The sequence below is a fragment of the Shewanella acanthi genome, assembly GCF_019457475.1.
In the GTDB taxonomy this organism is placed as follows: Bacteria; Pseudomonadota; Gammaproteobacteria; order Enterobacterales; family Shewanellaceae; genus Shewanella; species Shewanella acanthi.
Genome location: NZ_CP080413.1, coordinates 2,595,491 through 2,619,495, shown reverse-complemented (window position 1 = coordinate 2,619,495; position 24,005 = coordinate 2,595,491). Strand labels below are relative to the sequence as shown.

General features: G+C 46.0%; 15 protein-coding genes. 6 read left to right on the top strand and 9 right to left on the bottom strand.

Going from position 1 to position 24,005, the window contains the following annotated elements; all coding sequences use genetic code 11:
* Positions 1–63: 63 nt before the first annotated feature.
* The 5 genes from oleC to K0H61_RS11420 all read left to right on the top strand — a co-directional run bounded on the left by oleC (position 64) and on the right by K0H61_RS11420 (position 7,014).
* Complete coding sequence (gene oleC / locus K0H61_RS11440) at positions 64–1,815, top strand: olefin beta-lactone synthetase (RefSeq protein WP_220052670.1); 1,752 nt, start codon at positions 64–66, stop codon at positions 1,813–1,815.
* 32 nt (positions 1,816–1,847) lie between these two features.
* A complete protein-coding gene (gene oleD / locus K0H61_RS11435; protein WP_220049375.1) occupies positions 1,848–2,939 on the top strand; it encodes a 2-alkyl-3-oxoalkanoate reductase in 1,092 nt (363 codons plus the stop codon).
* 382 nt (positions 2,940–3,321) lie between these two features.
* Entirely contained in the window at positions 3,322–4,290 is a 969-nt protein-coding gene (locus K0H61_RS11430; protein WP_434086587.1) for a TerC family protein, read from the top strand.
* Between the two features lie 459 nt (positions 4,291–4,749).
* Positions 4,750–5,055, top strand: coding sequence for a hypothetical protein (locus K0H61_RS11425; RefSeq protein ID WP_220049372.1), 306 nt, complete (start codon positions 4,750–4,752; stop codon positions 5,053–5,055).
* A 237-nt stretch (positions 5,056–5,292) separates the two neighbouring features.
* Positions 5,293–7,014, top strand: coding sequence for a phospho-sugar mutase (locus K0H61_RS11420; protein ID WP_220049370.1), 1,722 nt, complete (start codon positions 5,293–5,295; stop codon positions 7,012–7,014).
* A 90-nt stretch (positions 7,015–7,104) separates the two neighbouring features.
* Here the strand turns inward: K0H61_RS11420 and panP are convergent, their stop codons facing one another.
* From panP to K0H61_RS11400, 4 genes are all read right to left on the bottom strand, one after another.
* Positions 7,105–8,754, bottom strand: coding sequence for a pyridoxal-dependent aspartate 1-decarboxylase PanP (gene panP, locus K0H61_RS11415; protein WP_220049369.1), 1,650 nt, complete (start codon positions 8,752–8,754; stop codon positions 7,105–7,107).
* A gap of 237 nt (positions 8,755–8,991) precedes the next feature.
* On the bottom strand, positions 8,992–10,164 hold the full coding sequence (locus tag K0H61_RS11410; RefSeq protein WP_220049367.1) for a glycerate kinase: 1,173 nt from the start codon (positions 10,162–10,164) through the stop codon (positions 8,992–8,994).
* 55 nt (positions 10,165–10,219) lie between these two features.
* Positions 10,220–11,578 (bottom strand): GntP family permease, encoded by a 1,359-nt coding sequence (locus K0H61_RS11405; RefSeq protein WP_220049366.1) that lies wholly within the window; start codon positions 11,576–11,578, stop codon positions 10,220–10,222.
* A gap of 269 nt (positions 11,579–11,847) precedes the next feature.
* Positions 11,848–13,101, bottom strand: a complete 1,254-nt coding sequence (locus tag K0H61_RS11400) for a sugar diacid recognition domain-containing protein (RefSeq protein ID WP_220049364.1) — start codon at positions 13,099–13,101, stop codon at positions 11,848–11,850.
* 359 nt (positions 13,102–13,460) lie between these two features.
* On the opposite strand from K0H61_RS11400, the gene K0H61_RS11395 reads away from it, so the two are divergent.
* Positions 13,461–14,957, top strand: coding sequence for a M4 family metallopeptidase (locus K0H61_RS11395; protein ID WP_258405943.1), 1,497 nt, complete (start codon positions 13,461–13,463; stop codon positions 14,955–14,957).
* 68 nt (positions 14,958–15,025) lie between these two features.
* On the opposite strand, the gene K0H61_RS11390 is transcribed toward K0H61_RS11395, so the two are convergent.
* The 5 genes from K0H61_RS11390 to K0H61_RS11370 all read right to left on the bottom strand — a co-directional run bounded on the left by K0H61_RS11390 (position 15,026) and on the right by K0H61_RS11370 (position 23,608).
* Positions 15,026–15,763, bottom strand: a complete 738-nt coding sequence (locus K0H61_RS11390) for a uracil-DNA glycosylase family protein (protein ID WP_220049361.1) — start codon at positions 15,761–15,763, stop codon at positions 15,026–15,028.
* Positions 15,764–15,991: 228 nt separating this feature from the next.
* A complete protein-coding gene (locus tag K0H61_RS11385) occupies positions 15,992–18,079 on the bottom strand; it encodes an MtrB/PioB family decaheme-associated outer membrane protein (RefSeq protein ID WP_220049359.1) in 2,088 nt (695 codons plus the stop codon).
* A 12-nt stretch (positions 18,080–18,091) separates the two neighbouring features.
* Positions 18,092–19,081 (bottom strand): DmsE family decaheme c-type cytochrome, encoded by a 990-nt coding sequence (locus K0H61_RS11380; protein ID WP_220049357.1) that lies wholly within the window; start codon positions 19,079–19,081, stop codon positions 18,092–18,094.
* A 68-nt stretch (positions 19,082–19,149) separates the two neighbouring features.
* Entirely contained in the window at positions 19,150–21,108 is a 1,959-nt protein-coding gene (locus tag K0H61_RS11375) for an OmcA/MtrC family decaheme c-type cytochrome (protein WP_220049356.1), read from the bottom strand.
* A gap of 331 nt (positions 21,109–21,439) precedes the next feature.
* Entirely contained in the window at positions 21,440–23,608 is a 2,169-nt protein-coding gene (locus K0H61_RS11370) for an OmcA/MtrC family decaheme c-type cytochrome (protein ID WP_220049354.1), read from the bottom strand.
* Positions 23,609–24,005: the final 397 nt, after the last annotated feature.

Genomic DNA, 24,005 nt, shown 5'->3' with positions numbered 1-24,005 from the left:
ACGATACTCGGGGAGGTTCATTCTGTGGCCGAGGGCGTTTCGTCGTCGGATATCTTAGGCGAGATGGCTAACCTTAAGCCTGAGATACTCAAGGATGCGAATCTCTGTCGTCACCTTAAGCAGGCTGCGCGGGATATTCCCCATCATCTAGCCGTGGCGGTACAAACCGCCAATGGCAAGGGCATCGAAAATTTAAGTTACCAAGAGCTGGATTTTATTAGCTTAGATAAACAGAGCGATGTGATTGCCTTTGCGCTTGAGGCCTATGGCCTTAAACGCGGCATGAAGGCGGTGTTGATGGTCACGCCAAGCTTAGATTTTTTTGCCTTAACCTTTGCGCTGTTCAAAGCGGGAATTATCCCTGTGTTGGTTGACCCAGGTATGGGGATTAAAAATCTAAAACAATGTTTTATCGAAGCGGCCCCCGATGCGTTTATTGGCATTCCTAAAGCCCATATTGCACGCCGCCTCTTTGGTTGGGCAAAGGGCACGGCTAAGCATTTTATCAATGTGGATGGGGGTAAAGTCGGCTTTTCGGTAATGGCATCAAAATGGTTAACAGCGGCCCCGAGTTTAGCCTCGATTATTGATACATATACCCGGCCCCAGTTTAAACAAAATACCCAATCCGAGTATCCCATGGCCATGCTTGGTAAGGATGAGATGGCGGCAATCTTGTTTACCAGTGGCAGTACAGGTACACCAAAGGGCGTTGTCTACAGCCATGGCATGTTTGAGGCACAAATTTCCGCCCTAAAAAAAGATTATGGTATTAGCCATGGTGAGCGGGATTTAGCGACTTTTCCGCTTTTTTCGCTCTTTGGTCCGGCACTTGGGATGGCATCGATTGTGCCAGAGATGGATGCCAGTAAACCTATTACTGCTAACCCCGATTTTTTATTTGCCGCTATTGAGAAATATCAGTGCAGCAATATCTTCGTTAACCCCGCGTTACTTGAGCGTTTAGGCCGCGCAGGTGAGCAAAAGCAGCACAAATTAACTAGTGTACAGCGGGTCATCTCGGCGGGGGCGCCAGCAACTATTTCATCCATTGCTCGCTTTAGTAAAATGCTAAATCCAAATGTGCCGGTGTTTAACTCCTATGGCGCGACCGAGTCTCTTCCCATTAGTATGATTGCTAGTGAGTCGTTATTTGAGACGACAGAAATTACCGATAATGGCGGTGGCATTTGTGTCGGGCAGGCTATCGATGGCGTAAAGATTGCGATTATCGACATTACCGAAGCAGTCATTACCCAATGGGATGACAGTCTTTGTTTAAAGCCCGGTGACATTGGCGAGATTGTGGTGCAGGGCGCCATGGTGAGTCAGACCTATTATCAAAGGGATAGCGCCACCCAGGCCGCTAAAATTTGGGATAGTGAGGCGCAAACCTTTAGACACAGAATGGGCGATCTTGGTTATCTCGATGAGTCTGGACGATTATGGATGTGTGGCCGTAAGGCGCACAGCGTCGATGCGACCAAAGCTGGAAAATTGCATAAGCGTTATTTCTCCATTCCAAGTGAGCGGATTTTTAATACCCACCCTAGCGTGAAACGCTCGGCCCTTGTCGGTATTAAAGTGGGCAATGAGATTGAGCCACTAGTTTGCCTTGAACTTAATAAGTCGATTGCCTGTAATCAGAGTCAGCAGCTCTATAAGGAGCTTATTGAGATTGGCGAGCGTTTTTCCCACACTCAGGGGATAAAACGTTTCCTTATTCATCCAGACTTTCCGATGGATGTTCGCCATAACGCTAAGATTTTTAGAGAAAAATTAGCAATATGGGCACAGTCACAGCTTAAAGCTTAAGTGCCTCATCCCTGCCTTCACGGATTAAGATAATGACTCAAAACACCGCTCCCTGTTTAGCATTAACTCAATTGCATGCGAAAGAGCAGCGAGTCTTAGGGGAACTTGCCACTCAGGTTCGCCATGCCTTTGTTACGGGGGCGGGGGGCTTTTTGGGGAAGGCGATTTGCCTAAGATTACTCGCCGCTGGCATTAAAGTGACGGGATTTGCGAGGGGCCATTACCCTGAGCTTGTGGCGCAGGGCGTGACTATGGTGCAGGGTGATTTAGCCAATGCTGGGCAGGTGTTATCTGCCATGCAGGGCTGCGATATGGTCTTTCATGTGGCATCGAAGGCGGGTGTATGGGGCAGCAAACAGAGTTACTTTGAGTCCAATGTAAAGGGCGCTGAAAATATACTCGATGCTTGCCGCAAACTTAACATTAGTACACTGGTATACACCAGCACCCCGAGTGTCACCTTTGCAGGTGTTGATGAATCTGGCATCGATGAGTCTACGCCCTACGCGGCGCAGTTTTTAAATCATTATGCCCACTCCAAGGCCATTGCCGAGGCGATGGTATTAAAGGCCGCATCTGAAATGGGCAATGACGGTTACCATTTAAAAACCGTCGCAATTAGGCCACATTTAATTTGGGGACCAGAGGATCCCCACTTGGTTCCGCGTGTGTTAGCACGAGCCCGTGCGGGTAAACTTAAGCTTGTGGGGCGTGAGGATAAGCTTGTTGACACTATCTATGTCGACAATGCGGCCTATGCACATCTTTTAGCTGCCCTTGAATTGTGCCAAGCGCAGCCTAAATGTTTGGGGAGGGCCTATTTTGTGAGTAATGATGAGCCAGTGACTATGGCACATATGCTAAATCTGATCCTTGCCTGTGATAATTTGACGCCAGTGACTAAACGAGTGCCTAAATCCATTGCCTATGGCGTTGGCGCTCTGCTTGAGGGCATTTATCACCTGCTTAAAAAGCAGGAAGAACCCATCATGACCCGCTTTGTGGCGCGGCAACTCTCCTGCAGTCATTACTTTGATATCAGCGCCGCCAAACGGGATTTTGGCTACACTGCCTTAGTGACAATCGAAGAGGGTATGGCGCGTTTAAAAGCCTCTATCACTTAACGGTATTTTTAAGAATTTATGTGTTGTTGCACTTGGTTTCTTTCGCTCTTTATTAGGGCTGATGAAATTTTCAAGTAAAGCACTGCCTTTTATTTAAGAGGGGTACGACGGCTCTTTTTGAGCTACATTTCTTTATTTCCGCCTGCATTCAGCTTCTTGTATTTCACCATGGTTTAATTTCATCTTGGGATTTTTTCCTTTGTTTAGTCATTAGGTCAATGTGGCTACATTTATTTTGCCTAATGCTGCATTTCAGCTTGGCTTAACGGATAAATGTTACACACTTAACTGCAGTGTTAGCATAACTAAGCTTATGAATTTAAAAGTTTGCTCCAACTTTTAACAGGGGTCAATAACTTACATTGGATAGGATATGGACGGGTTGAGTGCAGTTTTTCTAAATTACCCTGTATGGGTTTGGATGATGTTTTTTGGCTTTGTGGCAGCGCTTTTAGCATTCGATCTTGGGGTGTTGCATCGTAAGCAGCAGGAAATTTCCGTCGCTCAGAGTCTTAAACTATCTGCTTTTTATATCTGCATGGGGTTGTTATTTGGTGCTTGGCTGTGGTGGTATCGGGGAGCCACTGCGGGATTGGAATACCTGACGGGTTATCTTATTGAGAAATCACTTTCGATGGATAACGTTTTTGTTATTGCCCTGATTTTTAGCAGTCTTGGCATTCCACGCAAATACCAACATCGAGTCCTGTTTTGGGGCATTATCGGTGTCATTGTATTGCGCGCCATTATGATTGGACTTGGAGCGGCGCTGGTCAGTCAATATCAAGGGGTGCTGGTTTTATTTGGGATCTTTTTAATTTATACCGGTATTAAAATTCTTTTTAGTGAGGAGCAACACAGTGACATTCGAGATAATCGTTTTTATCTGTGGTTAAGGCAAAGGCTGCGTTTTACACCTACGCTGCATGAAGAAAAATTTTGGGTGAGGGGAGAAGACCATCAGTTAGCCGCTGGGTGGTGGGCAACGCCCTTGCTGCTGACCTTGATTTTAGTTGAGGCGGCGGACATTGTTTTTGCTGTTGACAGTATTCCCGCGATTTTTGCGATAACTCAAGATCCCTTTATCGTTTATACCTCAAATATCTTTGCCATTCTTGGCCTCAGAGCCCTTTATTTTGCGCTGGCCGCCATGGTGCATCGCTTTGAATATCTCAAATATGCATTGTCTGTGGTGTTGATATTTATTGGTGTCAAAGTGTGCCTTGTATATCTAAACCATCAAGGAATAGTGAATTTTCAGATTCCAACGGCATTATCACTCAGTGTGACCTTTGGTTTGTTATTAGCGGGGGTACTGTTTTCGTTATGGAAGACTCGGGCTGAGAAATAACTTAGTTTTGCGCTCAGAGTTGATCGAAAGTGGGTTTTATTGCAATCGCGCAAACTTAAGACTATGTGGTTCAAAATCTAATCTTTGTCCAGCTTTAAAAGATAAATAAATCGTATGTTTAACCTATATATCGCCATGGAAAAACAGCCCAAGTTGTTCTATTTTTCGTAAAGCTAGACAGTGAAAGATGTGTGAGTCATTGCTCAGACTTTTTTAGAAAATAGTGGCTTAAAACATTAATAGCATATTTAAAAATATAATAATAACAACAAGCTACCGGCAGGGTTGTATTGTTTATGTGCCCGAGTGCGTAAGCACATATCTGAACTGAATGAAAGGATTTGCTTAATCTGGTCTAACATTAAGAGTGGATGCGGCAGTAATAATCGAAAGTCTACTCAGAAACAGATAAAAATCAGTGTGATGCCAGATTATGGCTCGCACTATGAGGAGAAAATCATGTCGATGGTGAGTGCTAAAGAATTTGCCCATTGGTTGAAGAAGCGGTTTGAAGGTGTTGAAAAAGGGGTTAGCTTGACCCGTGAAGACATCAATCAGTTGACTGGACGCCAAAACTTTTCGTTGGTGTTCGTTAACGATATCCACTACGAATTAATGCGATTTGGCATCGCCTTTGTGACAGACACTGGGCGAGATACTTTTTACCTCGTTCGGGTGTTTGATAAACCTTGGCGTACCCAATTAGAGCAGGACTCTGAAAAGGAGCTTTTGTCTAACGTGGTTTCGATTAATTTACTGCGTTAGGTTGATGGCGATGGATCGTGGGTTAATACAAGTTATGTAATGACTTCTGTCAGTGATTCTTTGGAACCACTGCCTGAAGTTATGGGCGTGTAAGATAATCTCCCCGTCTTATGGTATTTGAGGTCATAATCTTTTCATCTTCTCGACAATTATTCTCCTTAAACAATCTTATTTGCCTTGTCGTTCTGCGCTGTTTTTTCTATGGTGATTGGACATGTTGTTTCGTTGAGGTCTCCTATGAATAACCATTTGCAATTACAGATTCAGCAATGGCTGCAAAATGATCCCGACCCCCGCACAAAGGCGCAACTTCAAACGCTTGTCGATACAGGGAATGAAGCCGAACTTAGCGCGCGTTTTGCTGGCCGGTTAGCCTTCGGTACTGCAGGTCTTCGCGGTGTCGTGGGTGCAGGCCCCATGGGGATGAACCGTCTAGTGATAAGGCAAACCTCAGCGGGGCTAGGGGCATATCTTTTAGCGCAATTTTCCGATGCAGCGGAGCGCGGAGTGATTATTGGCTATGATGGTCGCCATGATTCCAAAACCTTTGCCCATGATGCGGCGAGTGTGTTGGCGGCAATGGGCATTAAGGTGCGTTTAACCTCTAAAGTCGCCCCGACCCCCCTAGTCGCATTTGGGGTTCGCCATTTCAATGCCGCCGCCGGTATTGTTGTCACCGCGAGTCACAATCCCCCCGAATACAATGGCTACAAGGTCTATTGGGATAATGGCGCCCAGATAATTCCGCCCCATGATGCGGGGATTGCCGCCCAAATTGACTTAGCTGCGACCCTGCCGATTCCCTTTATGGACCATGATAGTGCTGTCAGTACAGGCAAGTTAATTTGGCTAGGGGATGAATATTACGAATGCTATCGCCAAGGTGTTAAGCAAGCTGCTGTGCTTCGCAATCATACGGCGCCTGAAAAGGTGACCCTTGCTTACACGGCCATGCATGGCGTGGGGGCTGAAATGGCTGAAACCGTGCTTAAGGATGCAGGATTTACCCAAGTCTACTCTGTGGCCTCACAGCGTGAGCCCGATGGCGATTTTCCGACGGTGAACTTTCCTAACCCTGAAGAGAAAGGGGCGATGGATTTAGTTATCGCGGAGGCGAAAAAACATGGCGCGATGCTGGCCTGCGCCAATGACCCCGATGCAGACCGTTTTGCCGTGGCTGTGCGAAAGGACGATGGGGAATACCAGATGCTCACGGGCGATCAAGTGGGTGTGTTATTCGGTCATTATCTCCTAAGTCATGCACCTACCAATCAGCGTCTCGTTGGGACAACCATTGTCTCATCAAGTCTTTTGTCTAAGGTGGCTAAGGTTTTCGGTGCTCAAAGCTATACCACACTCACGGGGTTTAAATGGCTGATGAATGTGGGGCTTGTAAACAGCTGCGCCAATAATCAACTGCTGTTCGCCTACGAAGAAGCGCTAGGATATTGCGTTGGTGATATGGTGCTTGATAAGGACGGTTTATCGGCTTTAGTTGCCTTTGCGCAGCTAACGGCAGAACTTATTGCTAAGGGGCAAACCATCTGGGATAGGCTAGAGCAAATTTACCGCGAGCATGGTTTCCATTTAAACGCCCAAGTCAGTATTGCCCTTAAACCCGAAACGCCAAATATTGGTGCTTACCTGCGTCAGCATCCTCCTGTTGAAATTGGCGATGTAGCCATCAGTAGCACTGAAGATTTGAAGGCTTTAGCGCGCAAATATGCCGATGGCAGAGTTGAAAAAATTGACCTGCCACCGAGTGATGTATTGACCTATTATTTGGCAAACGGCGCGCGGGTGATTGTACGGCCTTCAGGTACTGAGCCTAAGATAAAATGCTACTACGAGGTGGTGGAACCAATGGCAGCCTCGGATTCGTTAGCGGATGTTCAAAGCCGAGCTAAACAAACACTGGATGTTTTTATTAAAGCGCACCAAGCGAGTCTACCCCAATAGGAGCCCCTGTAGGATTCAGTGCATTGAGCAAAAAGGCGACCTTAGGTCGCCTTTTTCATCTGTATTATTGGATAACAATGCCCGATTCGATTACTGCTCAGCCAGCGCCAGTAATGCGGGTAAAAACTCGGTATCAAGCGTTGCTATTTCACATTGTTCCACTAAGACTCGATTTAAAATCTCATTACTTGTCAGAGGGTTAGCTAGTACGACCCGGAACACCACGGTTGCTTGACGTCCATAACGCGCAGGTTTGATGCGAGTACGTGAGACAAAGGATTTACCTTGCTCACGTTGATGTTTCTGAATAAATTGAGTTAAACCATCGAGCAACTCATTAAATTGGGCAAGCGTTTGAGTGTCACCCGCATCGATGGCTCTTTGCAATGCCGTTTGTACTTTGGCAGGAACATAACGGTAGGTCAAAAGACACAGCTCGGGCGCTGTGACTAATTCAAAATCCGCATGGGCGCTAATCTGCTTAGCGAAATAACGCGCCTTTTCTAGGCTGTTATTGATAAGGATTTCATAACCATCACGGCCAATAATTTGCAAACAAGCATGTACTAGCATGGCCATACCTGGGCGTGAGCCCTCAAGGGTTTGGCTACCTAAATCCTTAGAGCCTCGGCGCAGAATATATTCGGCGTGGTGGGCAATGGCGTGGGCAAATTCGGGGTTTTTAAATAACACCATACCTGCTCCCATCGGCACATACATCTGCTTATGGGCATCGATAGTGACCGAATCGGCAAGCTCAATACCGGTGAGTAGGTGGCGGTATTTAGTTGATAGAAGGCTAGCACCGCCCCAAGCGGCATCTACGTGAAAGTGGCAGTTTAGCTCAGCAGATAACGCGGCTAAGTCAGTAAGCGGGTCAATATTGCCCGTCTCAGTTGTGCCCGCGACCCCCACAATTGCCATTACTTTAATGTTGTTGCTGGCAAGTTGCTCGGCGATGCTGCGCATCTGCTTAACATCGACTTTATTGTCTGCGTCGGTTGGAATACTGATGATATTGTCGCGGCCAATACCGAGTAAGTCCGCGGCCTTACCGAGGGAGTAGTGACCTCTTTCCGACACTAAAATGGCTAAATCATCATAGCCGTAATGGCGCAGCGCTTTTAATAAGCCTTCGCGAGTTACTCCCTTAAAATCGCCATCGGCCTTTAATAATTGATTTCGGGCGATCCATAGGGCGGTGATATTAGCGACCGTGCCGCCAGAGCAAAATGCCCCCAAAGAATGGTTAGCGCTGTGCATCCAGTTTTGGTAGAAATCGGCCTCTTCGGCGTAGATCAGGTGATGCATCATCCCCAGCACTTGGCGCTCGAGTGGCGTAAAGGCCTTTGAGGTTTCGATTTTGACGAGGTTTTGGTTAAGTCCCACCATCATCTTCGACAGTGGCAGTACAAAGTAGGGTAAGGCCGATGTCATATGGCCGATAAAACTTGGGGCGGCTGTGTGTACCGAGTGCGCCACCAGATTCTGCATAATTTCGTCGGTATAGTCGGAGACAAACCGTGGCAGAGTAGGAATTTCAAAGGCCTGAAAATCGGTTTCAATTTCTGATAGCGGTTTTTCGAGTGCGGCGATGCTCTCACCTAAAAATCCCGCTAAATCCTCGGAAAGCTTCTGTTCGATTATGCTTAAGGTGGAATCTGCATCTTCGGGCACAGTAAAAATACGCATCAGGCTGTCTTCAGATGCGATGGCTTGGCGAGGAAGTTTTTGGGTCATGGGCTTGCCGTCTATTAATTCTTATCGTGAAACCGCTAAGTACATTGCAGAGTATACCGAAAGGCGCAGCTATCGGCACCCATTGGCGGGTTACCAAAAAGGTGCTCACTTTACTGCAAGCCCATTTAGGCATCAAGCGTTAAAATTGCCCTTGGGTTGACACTTAAGTAAAAAATAAACAAAGGCGCCAATCTGGCGCCCTATCATGATGATTTTTTACTCTATGTCTGATTTGGACTAGGACTTGAGTTGGCTGCCCAATCGGAGCAGGGCGGCAATATTACGCGCGGTATTGCTCAGATTGACTTTCGCATTGGCGAGCACATCATCGAGCGGGCTTAATGCTGGAATAATCGGGAAAATAGCCGACATCCCATGTTCTAGCACTGCCTCGGCGTTATCCCCAAGGCAACCTGCAATGCCAATGGTTGGAATATGCTGCAACTGTGCTTGCTTGAGGACACCCATTGGCGTCTTACCAAACACGGTCTGGCCGTCGATGCGACCTTCACCAGTGATGACTAAGTCTGCACCCTGGAGTTTTTCCTTAAGCCCTACGGTTTGCATTACAATCTCGATGCCAGGTTTTAGTTCGGCATTGAAAAACGCCATCACGCCAAACCCCATACCCCCCGCAGCGCCAGCTCCCGCTTGATTGCGGTGATCGGCAATATTGTTTTGGCTAAGGATATCGGCAAAATGGCCAAGGGCGGCATCTAAGCTGTTTACCATCTCAAGGGTTGCGCCTTTTTGAGGACCAAAAATGGCAGATGCACCGCGTTCGCCGCAAAGGGGATTATCCACATCGCAGGCCACTTCAAAACGGCATTCCTTCAGTAGCGGATGAGCCTGACTCAAATCAATTTTTGCAAGATTGCTGAGGGCTGCGCCGCCGGGTGGTAGGCTTTTGCCTTGGCTATCGAGCAATAGGATATCTAGCGCTTGCACCATCCCTGCGCCACCATCGTTAGTCGCACTGCCACCTAAGCCAAGAATGATGTGCTTTATCCCCCGATTAAGCGCATCACAAATCATCTGTCCTGTGCCATAACTTGTGGTTATCAGTGGATTTCGCTCATCCCTTGGCACATGATGCAGACCCGAGGCTGAAGCCATCTCTATTACCGCAATGGGGCCTTGGTTACTGGCACTTTGAGGTGCATTAGGGCCCAAAATCCCATACTGCGCTTGCACCTTCTCTCCGAGTGGCCCAATGACATCAAGGCTCACTATAGTGCCATTAGTGGCATCGACCATGGATTGCACAGTGCCTTCGCCACCATCGGCAACGGGCACTTTGACAATATCACATTCAGGGATGACCTGTTTTAAGCCATGTTCGATGGCATTAGCGACATCGAGCGCAGTTAAACTTTCCTTAAAGGAATCGGGGGCGATCACTATCTTCATGAATAATCCTACGGCTTATTGGGCGCAGAGTTGCGCCCAAGGAAAGATAAAGGGCTTACAGTAACACCAAGCTTAATACGTACACGGTTAGCATGGCGGTAACACCTTGGATTAGGGTTGCCATGGTTTGGGCTTTATAGGCTTGTTTAACGCTCATGCGGCTAAATTGTGTCACCACCCAGAAGAAGCTGTCGTTAGCGTGGGATACGGTCATCGCGCCAGCGCCAATCGCCATAACGGTCAGTACACGGCCCATGTCACTGCCAAGACCGATATCACCGAGCATTGGCGCAACGAGGGCAGAGGTGGCTACTAAGGCAACAGTCGATGAACCCTGGGCGGATTTTAATGCCGCAGCAACGATAAAGGGCATAAAGATACCGACACCTAAGGCCGAGAGCGAGCTACCTAAAAAGTCGCCAATAGGCGTAGCTTTAAGGACTGCACCAAAGGCGCCACCTGCACCCGTGATCAGGATAATAGGTGCTGCAGCCACTAAGCCTTGGCTGATACGTTCGCTAAATTCGGCGATTTTGTTGTCACTTTTTAGAAGCAATAGCGACAGGAATAAACCAATAAGCAGGGCGTTTACGGGTTGACCCAAAAACACTAACGCAGTGAATAAACCTTCTTTACCTAATGGGGCGGAAGGAAAGTTGGCAATAGAGCCTAAACAGATTAAAAGGATAGGCACAAAAATCGGTGCAAATGCCTTAAATGGGCTTGGCAGGGTGCCATAGCTCTGTTTTAGCGCTTCAAAATCATTCACTTGAGCAGTAATTTCTTCAGCGCCTTCACCGTCAGGCTCAACCTTTGCGAAGCGATTCGCCCATAGCATGCCCGCAATGGCTGCGATGGCTGCAACAAATAAACCGACACCAATTACTAAGCCTAGGTTTGATTCTAAGCCGAGGTTACCCGCTGCGGCGATAGGACCTGGAGTGGGGGGGACAAAGGTATGGGTGGCATAAAGTCCCGTCGCTAGGGCGACACTCATCGAAACACTCGAGACCTTCATGCGATTGGCCATGGACTGTTTAAGCGAGTTTAAGATCACAAAGCCTGAATCACAGAATACGGGAATAGAAACTAAATAACCGATGATTGACATCGTAAGCGTAGGAAAACGTTTGCCCAATACTTTAATAACGACATCGGCCATGGTGATGGCGGCACCACTCTTTTCGAGAATAATCCCGATAATGGTACCAAGAACAATCACTAAGCCAATGTAGCCAAGGATGTTACCAAAGCCAGTGGTAATAGTTTTGGCAATATCGCCGCTAGGAAGATCATAGGCAAAAGCGGCGATAAACGCAGCCAAGATCAGGGTTAAAAATGGGTGAAGTTTAAATTTGGAGGTTGCAATGACAATAAAGGCGATGACGCCTATGAGTATCAGCACTAAGTTCATAGTTTGTCCCGTTCAGTTCTTTGCTGAGGTTTGACGATGCGAGTAGAGTGCAGCCGAATTAGATCCCACACCTAATTCGAAATGCGATAAGGTCAGGCTCATTATTAAGCAGAGATTAAAAAATTGCTTTGGCGAATATCACGGATTTAAGGGTTAAATCTGCGTCATTTTTGTGCGTAAGCACAAAATTGTGTACCTAAGTGCTTATTGTTTACTGTGCAGCTTGTAATTTAAATACAACTTATCTCCGTTGAAGGATTGATAAGTTTTTAGGGTTGGATGAGTTGCCCAAGATATAGGCTTAATAGGCCGTGAAGGGACTGTAAATCCGCCTTAGTTATTTGCTGAATTTTATCGAGGCGATACCTTAGGGTATTTCTATGTATAAACAATGTATTAGCGCATTTCTGCGTATCACCGAAGTGGTTGATATAGGCAGCAAGGGTTTTACGCAGCTGGCCGTTTTTATCGGCCTTTACCAGTTGTTGATAGGGCGTTGATAGTACTTGTCCACGCCAATCCTGTTTAAGTCCCGATAGCAGCACCTGTAAGGCGTAATCTTCAAACAGGTATTTTTCAGCTTGGGGATGTAGCTGTTTGCCTAAGAGCAATGTTTCCTGCGCGGTTTGGTAGGAGCGGGCGATGCCGCCAGTTTCAGGGAAAAAATGCCCTAGCGCAATTTTGAAATCCAGCCCCATTTGGGCAGGCAATCGCTGTAACAATTTATCGATGCGTTGATTTTCAAGTTCAGGATCCCATTGTTTTCCATCTAAAAATGCGGGTTTTAAGATAACCAGTTGTGACATTGAGGTCATAGCAATTAAATTGCCGCGGTCGGGATTTTGCAGCAGATGCAAAACTTGCTTTAAGGTTTCACTGACCCTAGGACTGCGTTCCTGCACGCTTTTATCGCTAAAATTAGCATCACTTTTAGTTTGTTTGTGGTCACTTGCTGCATTTGCCAATCCTGTTACTGGATTACTAAAGTGCTTCACACCCAAGTTAGGGGTTTCGCTGACCTCTATAATCGCCGCTACCCGTGGCAGATGAATATCGATATCGAGCTGTTTGGCCCAGCGTTGTAATTGCTCGTCATCGGTCTGTGCCTTAATGAGTTGCAGGATAAACTCCTCCCGCTGGCGATTTTCCCACTGCTGTTTATCCTGCTGATTTGCCTGCTCGACAATCATTTCGGCAGTCATTTTTAGTAGCTCACCATAGTGGGTAAGCTCCGAGGGTGAACCCGTAATCCCAATCACACCGATGATTTGTCCTTGGTAATGTAAGGGCAAATTTATTCCGGGTTTGACGCCATGAAGACCCGATGCAACGTCATCATTAAGCTCGACATTGCGATTTTGAGCGATGGCGAGCAGTGCGCCCTCATGGATAGAACCGATACGTTTAGGATCGCCGGAACCTAGGATGACTCCTTGACCGTTCATCACGTTGATATTGTGTCCGAGAATTTTCATCGTTCTGTTCACAATTTCTTTGGCGATTTGTTGATCCAACACGTACATAAGTCACCTAAAGCTCAAGCAAATGGGTTAAAAGAAAGTAGAGTCACGCAATGGTACTGATTGCAAAGTGGATCTTGCTCATTAGCAGCTCCAATGTAGCCGAATCCACCACGGGGGAGAAGTTTAGTCCAGTGTTTATCTTCTATACTCAAATTGAACCCCTTGCTTGCAACCTATTTTTAATAATTAACGGCGTACATAATACCTAAATTGATACTGAAATTGGCTGCTGACACACCGCAAACTGCTCTGGGCAACGTGGTTCTGAATCGAGCCGTTCCTTTAACTCTCTAAAACCAAGGGCAAAGGATATCAATATGAAAACTTACCTCCTCCCCTCAGTTGTTGCCATGTGTGTCATGGCGAGTCTGCAAACACATGCTGCAAGCTTCAAGATTAATCATGGACAATCTATTCAAGCGGCAATGGGACTTAGTCAAAAGCATGAGTTTAAAGCGGTAAATTCGGTCTCGACTAAGCGGGGCGTGAAGACTAAGGTCAGGCAATATTACGACGGTGTAATGATCTTCGGCAGGCACTTGGTCGTGGATGATGATCCAATGGAACAGACCGCCGTGGGGGACATAGCACAAATTGACGATGGTTTTTCGATTGTGCCGCAAATCACTCGTGGCCAGGCCATTGCGGCGCTGAATCAGTTATATCCAGGTTCCAGTACGTCCGGTAAAAAGGATGTGCAGTTAGTGATTATGATGGAGCAGGAGTTACCTCGGCTTGTCTATCATGCTTCCTATTTAAGTGAAGGTGGCGATGAGCCCTTAAGACCCGCCGGATTTATCGATGCCCAGACCGGAGAAGTTATCCAGCACTGGAATAATATTATGACGGCAAAAGGAAATAGACCCAATAAAGGAGGGGGAGGTTCAAATACGACGATTACTGGCGTTAAAGCGGGAGGCCCTGGAGGTAACGAAAAAGCAAATCCTGATGGTCCTTACCTTTATGGAATTGATTACCCTTATTTTCTTGTGACATCGCAAAGTGATGTTTGTTATATGGTTAACGACAATGTCAAAACCATCAATATGGCCAATTCGCGAATAATTGGCTCTGTTTTTTCCTTCAATTGCCCAAAGCAAGGTGAACCCTATAACGATTATCGATTTGTTAATGGAGCTTATTCTCCCCTCAATGATGCTCACTTCTTTGGTGGGATAATTTTTAACATGTACAAAGAGTGGTATAACACTGCACCTTTAACCTTTCAGTTGCAGATGCGGGTGCACTATGGTGTTAATTTTGAAAATGCCTTCTGGGATGGTACAGGCATGACTTTTGGTGATGGTTTTTCAACTTTTTATCCATTAGTTAGCTTGGACGTTTCTGCCCATGAAGTAAGCCATGGTTTTACCGAGCAGAACTCTAACTTGGTTTATAGCGGACAATCGGGCGGGATTAATGAATCCTTTTCAGATATTGCCGGTGAAGCTGCAGAATTCTTTATGCGCGGGAGTAATGATTGGATGGTTGGTTTTGAAATTTTTAAATCTCCAACTGCGGCGCTGCGTTATTTTGCTGATCCCACTCGGGATGGTCGCTCAATCGATAATGCAGTGAAATACTATGATGGGCTAGATGTACACTATTTATCAGGTGTATTTAATAAGGCGTTTTACTTGCTTGCTACCAAATACGGTTGGGGGACACAAAAAGCCTTCGATGCCTTTGTGCGAGCTAATCAACTGTATTGGCGTGAAACCGATGGATTTGTTCAGGCGGCTTGCGGTGTTGAACTTGCTGCAGGTTCAAATGGCTATTCAACTGCAGATGTAAGAAATGCGTTTTCTTCTGTGGGAGTGAATTACAATACCTCCGCCGATTGTTCAAAAAGATAAAGTGCATTCAACTGTTAGAAAAGCCCGATATTGGGCTTTTTTATTGCCTTTTTAGCTAGACAAATTATTTATTTAAAGTTGAGTAACTGATGTATACGGGTTTTTAGCATTGGCAAAATGTGTACTTCAAATTCGGGATGTTGTTTAAGCCAGAGATTATTTCTAGGGCTAGGGTGAGGCAGGGCAATGATGTTAGGCCAATAGTCCTGCCAATGGGCGATAGTTTGGGTGACGGTGAGTTTTGGCCGTTTCAATATCTTGGCATCCAGGGCCTTTGCGTCTGTCAATTTTGCCAGTTTCTGTTTATTTGCGAGATGGGTTAAGTATTGCCTCTTCTCATCGACAAGCTCGTCAGTGCTGAGCGGGGATAAATGGTAATCGATGGCGTATTGTCCAAGGACGATAATGAGCTCAATGTTCGGCATCAGCGCCAGCAGCTGTGAGTGCCAGGTGGCTGCGCATTCTGGGCGTGGCGGTTTATCCCCTTGCTTTTTACCGTTACGCTCGATACTTCCCGGAAAACAAAATCCCATCGGGATAATGGCAAATAGTTTTGGATCGTAAAATTGTTCTCGGCTGATATTAAGCCAGTTTCTTAATCTTTCGCCGCTAGCATCGTCAAAGGGGATGCCTTTGTGGTGGGTTTTTACGCCCGGAGCTTGGCCTGCGATGAGGATCTTTGCGTGACTGCTGGCCTGTAAAATGGGCTTAGCGGGCAGGGGTAAGTCTTTTTGGCAAAGGGAGCAGCTGCGGATCTGAATCAGTAGTGTTTGTAATTGATGTTCATACTCTTCAGCGGTTGTCATGTTTCTCTGCTTTCTCATTTTTTGACCGTCATGATCTCATTCTTGAGCTAATGGTTTGAATAAGATGGCCTGTTCGTCTGTTTGTCTACGTTAACAAACTGCGAAGGTGTCGGGCCGAAGCCGTGACTTAAGGACGCCCAAAAAGCGACATAATAGCTGCTATAGCGGCGTTTAACACAATGGCATAAAAAAGCCCGCTATTGCGGGCTTTGTCTAACATAAAGTCGATTACAGTTTGTAGTTCACGCTGAACATAAACATCATGGCGTTGTAATCATGGCTATTGTTGCCAAAGCCAACCACGTTCCAAATACTGTCAACGGCAAGATCGTTCGCAGCATCGTTATCTTTGTAATTCTCAAATTTATAATCGAAACGCAGGCCTAACTTTTCAGTCGCTTGGTATTGCGCATATAAATTGAGGTTGTGAACTTTGGCAAAATAGTCGCCATAATCACCAGAAATACCCTGTCTAACTTGAGTATTACTGTCAGAGTCGGAATAGGTGTAATCCAATCCGAGGCGAAGTTTATTTTCCATTAAATTGTTATAGCTAACACCTGCACCAAAGACATCGACATCATCTTCGATAAAGCCGTTCCAAGTAGGTGTACTGTAGTTACTGCTACCCGCTTGTTCAGACTTAATCGTTTGATGATTATAGAAAGTGGTCGCCAAGATATCGTCAGTGATCATGTAGCTGATATTGGCATCATAACTTGTGTCTTGAGACTCAGTTAACCCAATAACAGTGTTGTTATAATCATCTAAGGCGTAGCGGGCACCCACATCAATCGTCAGACTGTCAACGGGCGTGTGGCTTACCCTCGCTTCGATTTGAGTTCGTTCGCGATCCGCTAAGTGATACTTACGCAGCAGGCTGTTGGTCTCAGAGGAGGTCCATTCCGATGCTTCGTAATGTGAACCACCACGGTTGCCATAACTGCCCTTAATCCACATATCGAAGTTTTCGAAGCTGTTTACCCGTAAGCGTGTCCAGAGGGTATTTTCATCCGTGGTTTCACGGTCTTGGTAATCCCGTTGTTCACGTTTGAAGTCATAGCCGCCGTCGAGCTTGATATCGTGGGTAATACGGTAGTCACCTGCCACTTTAAAGCGTTGTGAACGATTGTCGTAAGGCGTGTTGTAGGCAACTTTACCTGTTACGTCATTGATGCTGATTTGAGTCCACTCTTGGACTTGGGTGTTGTTGTCTCGGTCGTAGTAATCGTAACTGCCGGTAACACGCACTTTACTACCGACTTTACTCACCACTTTGAGGTTCATTCCCAACAAATCAACTTTGGCATCGACGGCCTCAGTTGGCAGTTGATAACCATATCCGGAGCTGATGAGGGCTTCATCTTGGCTCATTTGTCCAGTCATGATACGACCGGATAATGAATTGAAACCGTCATTATACTGGCCCAGTAGGGTTACTGTATGCGACTGGTTGTCGGGATCGAGTGCCTTAGTTCCCGAGGTTTGTGCGCCAAAGGTTGGGTTAAATGCGCTCTCAAAATTCAATTGGCTATATTCATTTTTGAAAATAGAACCATTGTAATTTAAGGCTGTAAACCAACGGTCACCTTTGAGTTTTACCCCTGCTTCGATGGTATCTGTAGTGTAATCCACAGGTTCTGGAAGCATGATTGACTGGTTAAAAAATCCACCCGATGTTTGTTTGAGACCGGTTTTTTCTTCACGCATGAAGTTAACGTAGGCACTCCAGAGTGACTCACCTTGATACTCAAAGCCTAAACCTTCTCGTTGACGCTTAAGTGATAGCTCAAAGGGATTAAGGCTGCTAATTAGCCCAGGCATTTGGCTACTGGAACCCGCAGTAACCCAATTATCGGGTAGGGTTAAGTCGTTACCACCGATGCCCAAATAGGGTGACATGGCATCGTTAGTATCGTAGGTCGCGATTTCACGATAGTTAACATTAACGTTGTATTGGCCAAGTTTGCCCGCATTAATATCTAAACGACCACCGTCCATTCCCAGTTGGTAGGCTTCAACACTGGCGCGGTATCCATTTTCACCGCGAAATGTTACATCGGCATCAAATTTAGCAGCAACGTCACTATCACTACCAAAGGCATTGGCGGAGTGGATATCATCTTCGCCGTTATAGCCAAACCCGCCACCGACAGAGCCTGATACACCAGTCTCCACGATACAAGCTTTACAGGCCCAAGCTGCTAACTTCACCTTATCTGTGTTGGCATTGGCAAGGCCGTAACCATCGGCTGCGACGGCAATACCAGTATTGGCTAATAACGCTAACGTAATTAGATTGAGTTTAAATTTCATATACTCGTCTCCTTAGCGCTGTAAAAGCTTGCCAGATGGATGGTTAGAACCATGAACCTGACTATGGCAATTTAAGCAGCTTCTTCCACCCGTAAAGGCATTGTCACCTACGGTGGCGCCTAAACCAGTGTTGCCTAAGTAGGCATTGCTGGCGTGACCATCACTGGCGTGACATTGCTGACACAATTGTGGGGCACGGGTTTTGAGCATCGCGTCATTCACGCTTCCGTGTGGGTTATGACAGGTCACACAATTCTCGGTGACCGGTGCATGTTCCCACAGTTTGGGGCCGCGTTTTTCGGCGTGGCAGGAGTAACAAGTGTCATTGATGCTGGGCTTATTTAGATCGGCATCTGCTACGCTCCCATGGGGATTATGGCAATCGCTACAGGTCATTTGCGCCCATTTAAGTGGGTGACTAGAGCGTTTGTTCATATCTGCTTTCTGCTTGGTATGGCAGCTAGTGCAAACTTCCATTTCGGTGTTTTTGGACAGCACAGGATCTTTAGCCACGTGCACTTGGTGACATGAGGCACAGGCAACATCCGCATTGTCATGGTGACCACCGTTCCAAGCCATACGTTTGTCGTCTTGGTGACAGCTTAAACAGACGCTGTTTTGCTTATTTGCCGATAAGGTCGATTCTTTACCGAAGGTGATCATCGGTTCGTTCCCGCCCTTATTGTGTTGCCCTAATGGACCATGGCATGCCTCGCATTGTAGACCAGCCATTGGGCTCTTAGAGGACTCAATAGCACCGTGGACACCTTTAAAGAGGTCCATGACTTTTTCAGATTTTTTATGGCACATCAAACAAGTATCTGCACCCTTTGAGGAGTAGTTACCCTCGGCAAATTTCTTGTCTAAGGTCGCTTCAACTTGCTCTGGGGTCATTTTTGCATCCCACTTGGCAGCGTGCGCACTCGGAGTGATGCTAAATGCTACTACTACTGACACTATGATTGCCGGTAATAGATTTTTGATTTTTATTTTGTTCTTCATAATAAGCTTCCCAACTTGTCCCAATGATATTCCAGTTTGGGGGAGCTAGCTCCCCCAGCTTGGGCAAATTACAAGTTCACTTTGGTGTGATCTGCTGGTGTTGGGGCGTGGCAGTAGAAACAGGTTTCTGACTGGGCCGCTTGGTTAGCTTGGGTATAGTCACCATCAACAATTGCACCCATATTTTCTAAGCCATGGCCAATTGAAGATACCGCATGGCAAGATGTACAAGTCGCTGTGATTGGGGTGGTGTACTTACCCGCTGAAGTGGCCAGAGCGCCTTTCTTCTTGAAAGCATCCAAGTTGAAGTCGTTATGGCACTGAGTACATTCTTTGATAACACCTTGTTCACCGTGAACAACGTGCAATTTCATTTCGAATGCACCTTTGTTGGCACCACTTGCATAGGTGCCATCAGGCGTATGGCAGACCACACAAGCGTCGACACCGATAATGGCTTTACCGTTAGCATCTGTAGTGTGCGACAACTGTTCAGTCATCAGGAAGCCTGCGTGATACCCCTTATGCAGCTCGAAGGTTTCACCGTGACATTGTTGGCAGGCGCCGAAGTTCACAGAGTTCACGTGGCGAGTGCTAGGTGCATTACCTGATTTCGTGCCGAACACTAAATCTGCTTTCATTGAGGTTGTGTCTGTAGCAGAAGCACATGCAGTGATAGTGCTTCCAGTGTTACACATCTCAAGACCGATGAAAGTAAATGCAGTGTCTGTGTCTGTACCACTTGCTCCAAATGGAAGGGCAGGGATGGTGAACACAAATTTACCATCGACGATGGTAACATCGCTTTGCAGTGTGTTAGCAGACACTAAATCTTTAACGACGTGGGCCAAACCACTACCTGGGCTCTTGTTATATCCCATGATTGGGAAGTTAGGACCCACGTTAGTGATGGTTTCGATACGTTTGATTTTGTCCAGAACAGTGTTGGCATCAATCGCTGCACCACTCGCGTCCAGAATCGATACGGTTAATACCGCAGTATCGTCAGATTGGCCTACTAACGTTGAGGTCAAGCCATATTGCGCTTGAACTGCTTTTTTAGTGTTTGTGGTGCTGGTGTGTAACTCTTCTGTCCAAGCGCTGTTATGGCAGGCTATACAGTTTGAGTTGTCGAGTTGTTGCGAGTGACCTTGGCCTGCTGCGAAATCAACGCCAGTATGGCAGCTACCACAGGTTGCAGCGGTGGGCACTCGCGTCCAATTGCCCCAATCAGGAGCTGCGTCATTTTGGTTATGGCAGCTTTGACAGCTTTCCAATGAACCTAAGCTCAGATCCTTATGCTTAGCATGGATAAGCACATTGAATTCTTTGCCCTCTCTTACTTTTCCTGTTGAGTGGCAGGTTGCGCAGTAATTTACATCTGAATAACCTCCACCGTGAATCACGTTTGCAATATCTTGGTGACAAGCGTTACAGCTCTCGTTCGCAACGACTTTGCGGCTGTAGCTAGGTTCTGCACCAGAATCTGCGGTGAAGTCAACGAACGCGTTGCTATTAGGTACAGTAGTACCGTCGGGTAACGGGGTGTTATAAGCGCGAATTAATACACGTTGCGCTAACTCATCGTTATAGGTGAACGTTGTGTTTTCGCTTAGGTTCATTTTGAAGGTATAGCTGTAATGGCCGTTTTTCATGTCCACGAATGTGCCAGGACAGGTTGAGGCGACATCACAAGTTTCATCGCCAAAGTACTGCCATTGTGAGGCATTACCTGCACCAGTCGCTCCCTGAGGGATGAGTTGTGCTGCAGCAAAACGCATTTTTTGTAAACCAACAACGGGTAAATCATCTTCGTTGGTCACTACAAATTCCACGCTTGGAACGCCATTAGTGACCATGGCTTTATTGAAACTAAAATTAAGAGTTTGAATCGCTGGTGCTGGCTCGCCACCTGGATCGCCAGGTTCGCCATCTTTTCCATCGCTACCACCACAGCCTGTTAAGGCCATTGCGGCAGCACTTGCTGCAAGCAATAGTGCAATTTTTGATTTGTGTGCGTTCATCATTTTTTTCCCTGCATAGGTTTGGCATCGCTTAGAGAGCTAATGTTCTTGGCCCGACAGATTCTTTGTCTGTACTTTGGTCTTGAGGGCGCTTTAAGTTGATGCTGGAAATAGAATTCCCCAAAGAAAGGCTAACTCAACATTACCTTAAAATCTTCAAGGCTTTTGCTAATGTGTGACTTGGATCTTTCTATTTCTAAAGAGGTAGTTAAACCCTCGGCCCAATTTAATTTTAGTACAAAAAATAGCTGGAAAAGGGGCTTTTAAAAAAAAGAGAGAGGTAATCCTCTCTCTTTAATAATTTTGTCTCTATCGACTAAATAGAAAGTATGACTTAGTTACCGTGAGCACTGCGTAACTGAGTTGGAGTATGGCAGGTTGAGCAGCTTTCTGAGGCTCTTGATTTTGCATCTTCAGCACTTGTGCCATCTAAGACACCACCATTTCCTTCAATATGTGCCTTAATCGAATCGGTCACAAACTTTTGGTGACAACTCAAACAAGCACCCGTATCGGAAGAAACCCAAATATCAGCGCCACTATTATTAATATCTCCATAGCGCCACGTTCTTTCTGGAGCGCGGCCTAAGGCAATACCATTATCAGTGTGGCAGGTTGAACAATCTGTCTTTAATACAGTGCCAGATTGAAGACCATAATATTTAAGGTAATGGCCTTCACGTTCATGGGCTTTCCAAGCAAAGCTGGTTGGGATCTTGCCGCCTGGATAGGCTGCATCTGCCGTCAGAGTCTTATCCGATGTATGACAAGTTTGGCAGTTTACGCCGTTGTCATTGTGGTAGATTTCCTGATTGTGGCAACCTTGACATTTAGTTGGGTCGATGATTTCACGACGTGTGTTAGCGGTTGCAGCGCTATCTACACCTGTGTCTTTCCAAACGAAGTGGTAAGGGGCTTCTTTCACGGGCACTTTGCGCACGTTCGTCACACTACAATCGGTTGGAACGATTTCAGCAACACCGTAACCACCTTTGTTGAAACACACTGCTAATGTTGACCAGAGTTCAAAGGTTTTACCGTTCGCATCCGCAGGTAAGCTGGACGAAGTACCAGTTAATGTATAGGTTTTGGTCGCTTCGTTATAAGTGCCCTCGCTCAGTCGGACACGACGTTGGTTATAAGGGGCATCTGAATAACTAGGGAAATCTTTATCAGAATCCCATGCCACAATAACGCGTGAACTTTGGTCTACAAATGTTTTATCGATAGCATTGCCGTCTTTATCGACCACTTGAACGTCGAAGGTTATTTGGTTTGTGCTATTTACACCGATATTGCTGAACTTAACGCCCATCGCTTCAGTTTCAGTGTAGGCTTTTAACACATCACCATGGCGTTTAGCAGCATTACCTGTACCAGGGTATGTATCAGTTGCATTATGGCATGACATACAATTGGTACTGCTGTGATTTGTAGATGGTTTTTCGGAGTGACAAGCTATACACGCTTGATTACTTAAATCAGATTTGAATAAATCCGCATTGGCAGGTGCATTGGTGCCTTCAACGTGACAAGCAGAGCAATCCGCAGCGGGTTTGAATGGAAAACCGACTTTGCCATAGTCATATACACTGCCACCATAGCCAACGACTTTGTAAGGAGAGTCAACAGTAGCTCCAGATTCATCGGTAGTTGTACGCTCACCACCTTTATGAATTGCATGGATCATATAGGTGAATTCGATACTGTTACCTGACTCAGGATCTCCCGATGTGGCTGTATGGCAAGATGCACAGTTTTCAAGGTCGATGCGACGACCACCATGCAAAGCCAAACTTTCAGGTTGGTGACAGTTGTAACAGGTCTCAATTGAAACCACATTACGGGTTTGGATGCCTTCAGATTTACCAGTAGAAGGTTGCCAATCAAAATGCCCGTTGGTAGTGACCTGTGGCAGTTTGAGCTCTAATGTTGCACGTTGAGTCGCATCAGCACTATAGGTGACTGTTAGTGGGTCGACAACATTCGAAATGTTAACTTGGTAGGTATATGAATAGCTGCCGTCGCCATGATCGACTAAACAGGTATCACATTTGCTTGCTTGTTCTACTCCTGCTTGATATTGGGTAGAGGGATTAAGATTTTCTACACCTTCAGGTGCGGTTTTAGGCTCTACTTTAGAATTGATATAAGCTTGCCATTGGTAACCACGGTCTTGAGCTATGTCATCGACAGTTTCAGTCACCTGTGTTAGTTGAGCTATTCCGAAACGTAGATCGTAATCTTTAGTTAAGCCAAGCACTGCAACACCGTTGGCATTCTCTAAATTAAAATCCACAGTCACTTTACCGGCATCTACGGTTGCATTGGTAAAGATTGCTTTTAATGTTGAGGTGGAATCGATATTTACGCCAACGACACCAGGTTTTCCGTCTTCACCGTCTTTACCGTCACTGCCACCGCAGCCAACAAGAAGAAGTGAAAGTAATCCGGCACCCAACATCGCTTTTGATGCGCTATTGAAATTGAACCGTTTCATCATGATATTTCCCTGCAAAAGTAGTATTCATCATCAAACTCAGTTATCAAGAATAGTTCCTATTAACCGCATTCAATGTGTGGAATTATTTTCCAATTCTAAGGCTAACCAACTTATCTGTATTTATCAGTCACTTTAGGCGGGTTTTGTGATTGATATCTGACTATTTCTTTAGGGGTAGATTGCAACATAGTACGACTTCCATGGTTGTTGATAATCAATGACCTTTCAGGCCAATTCCATTACTCGAACTAACAAATTATTGACTAAAGCTTATTGCTGGCTTTGGGGTTTTGGATGAAACAACACATTTATTAGTGGTTTTGTATTGTTTTATCGCCAATAACTATATTAGTCATAGCTGCAGGAGTTGCACTGTGTAGCGCATATTTTTGATGCA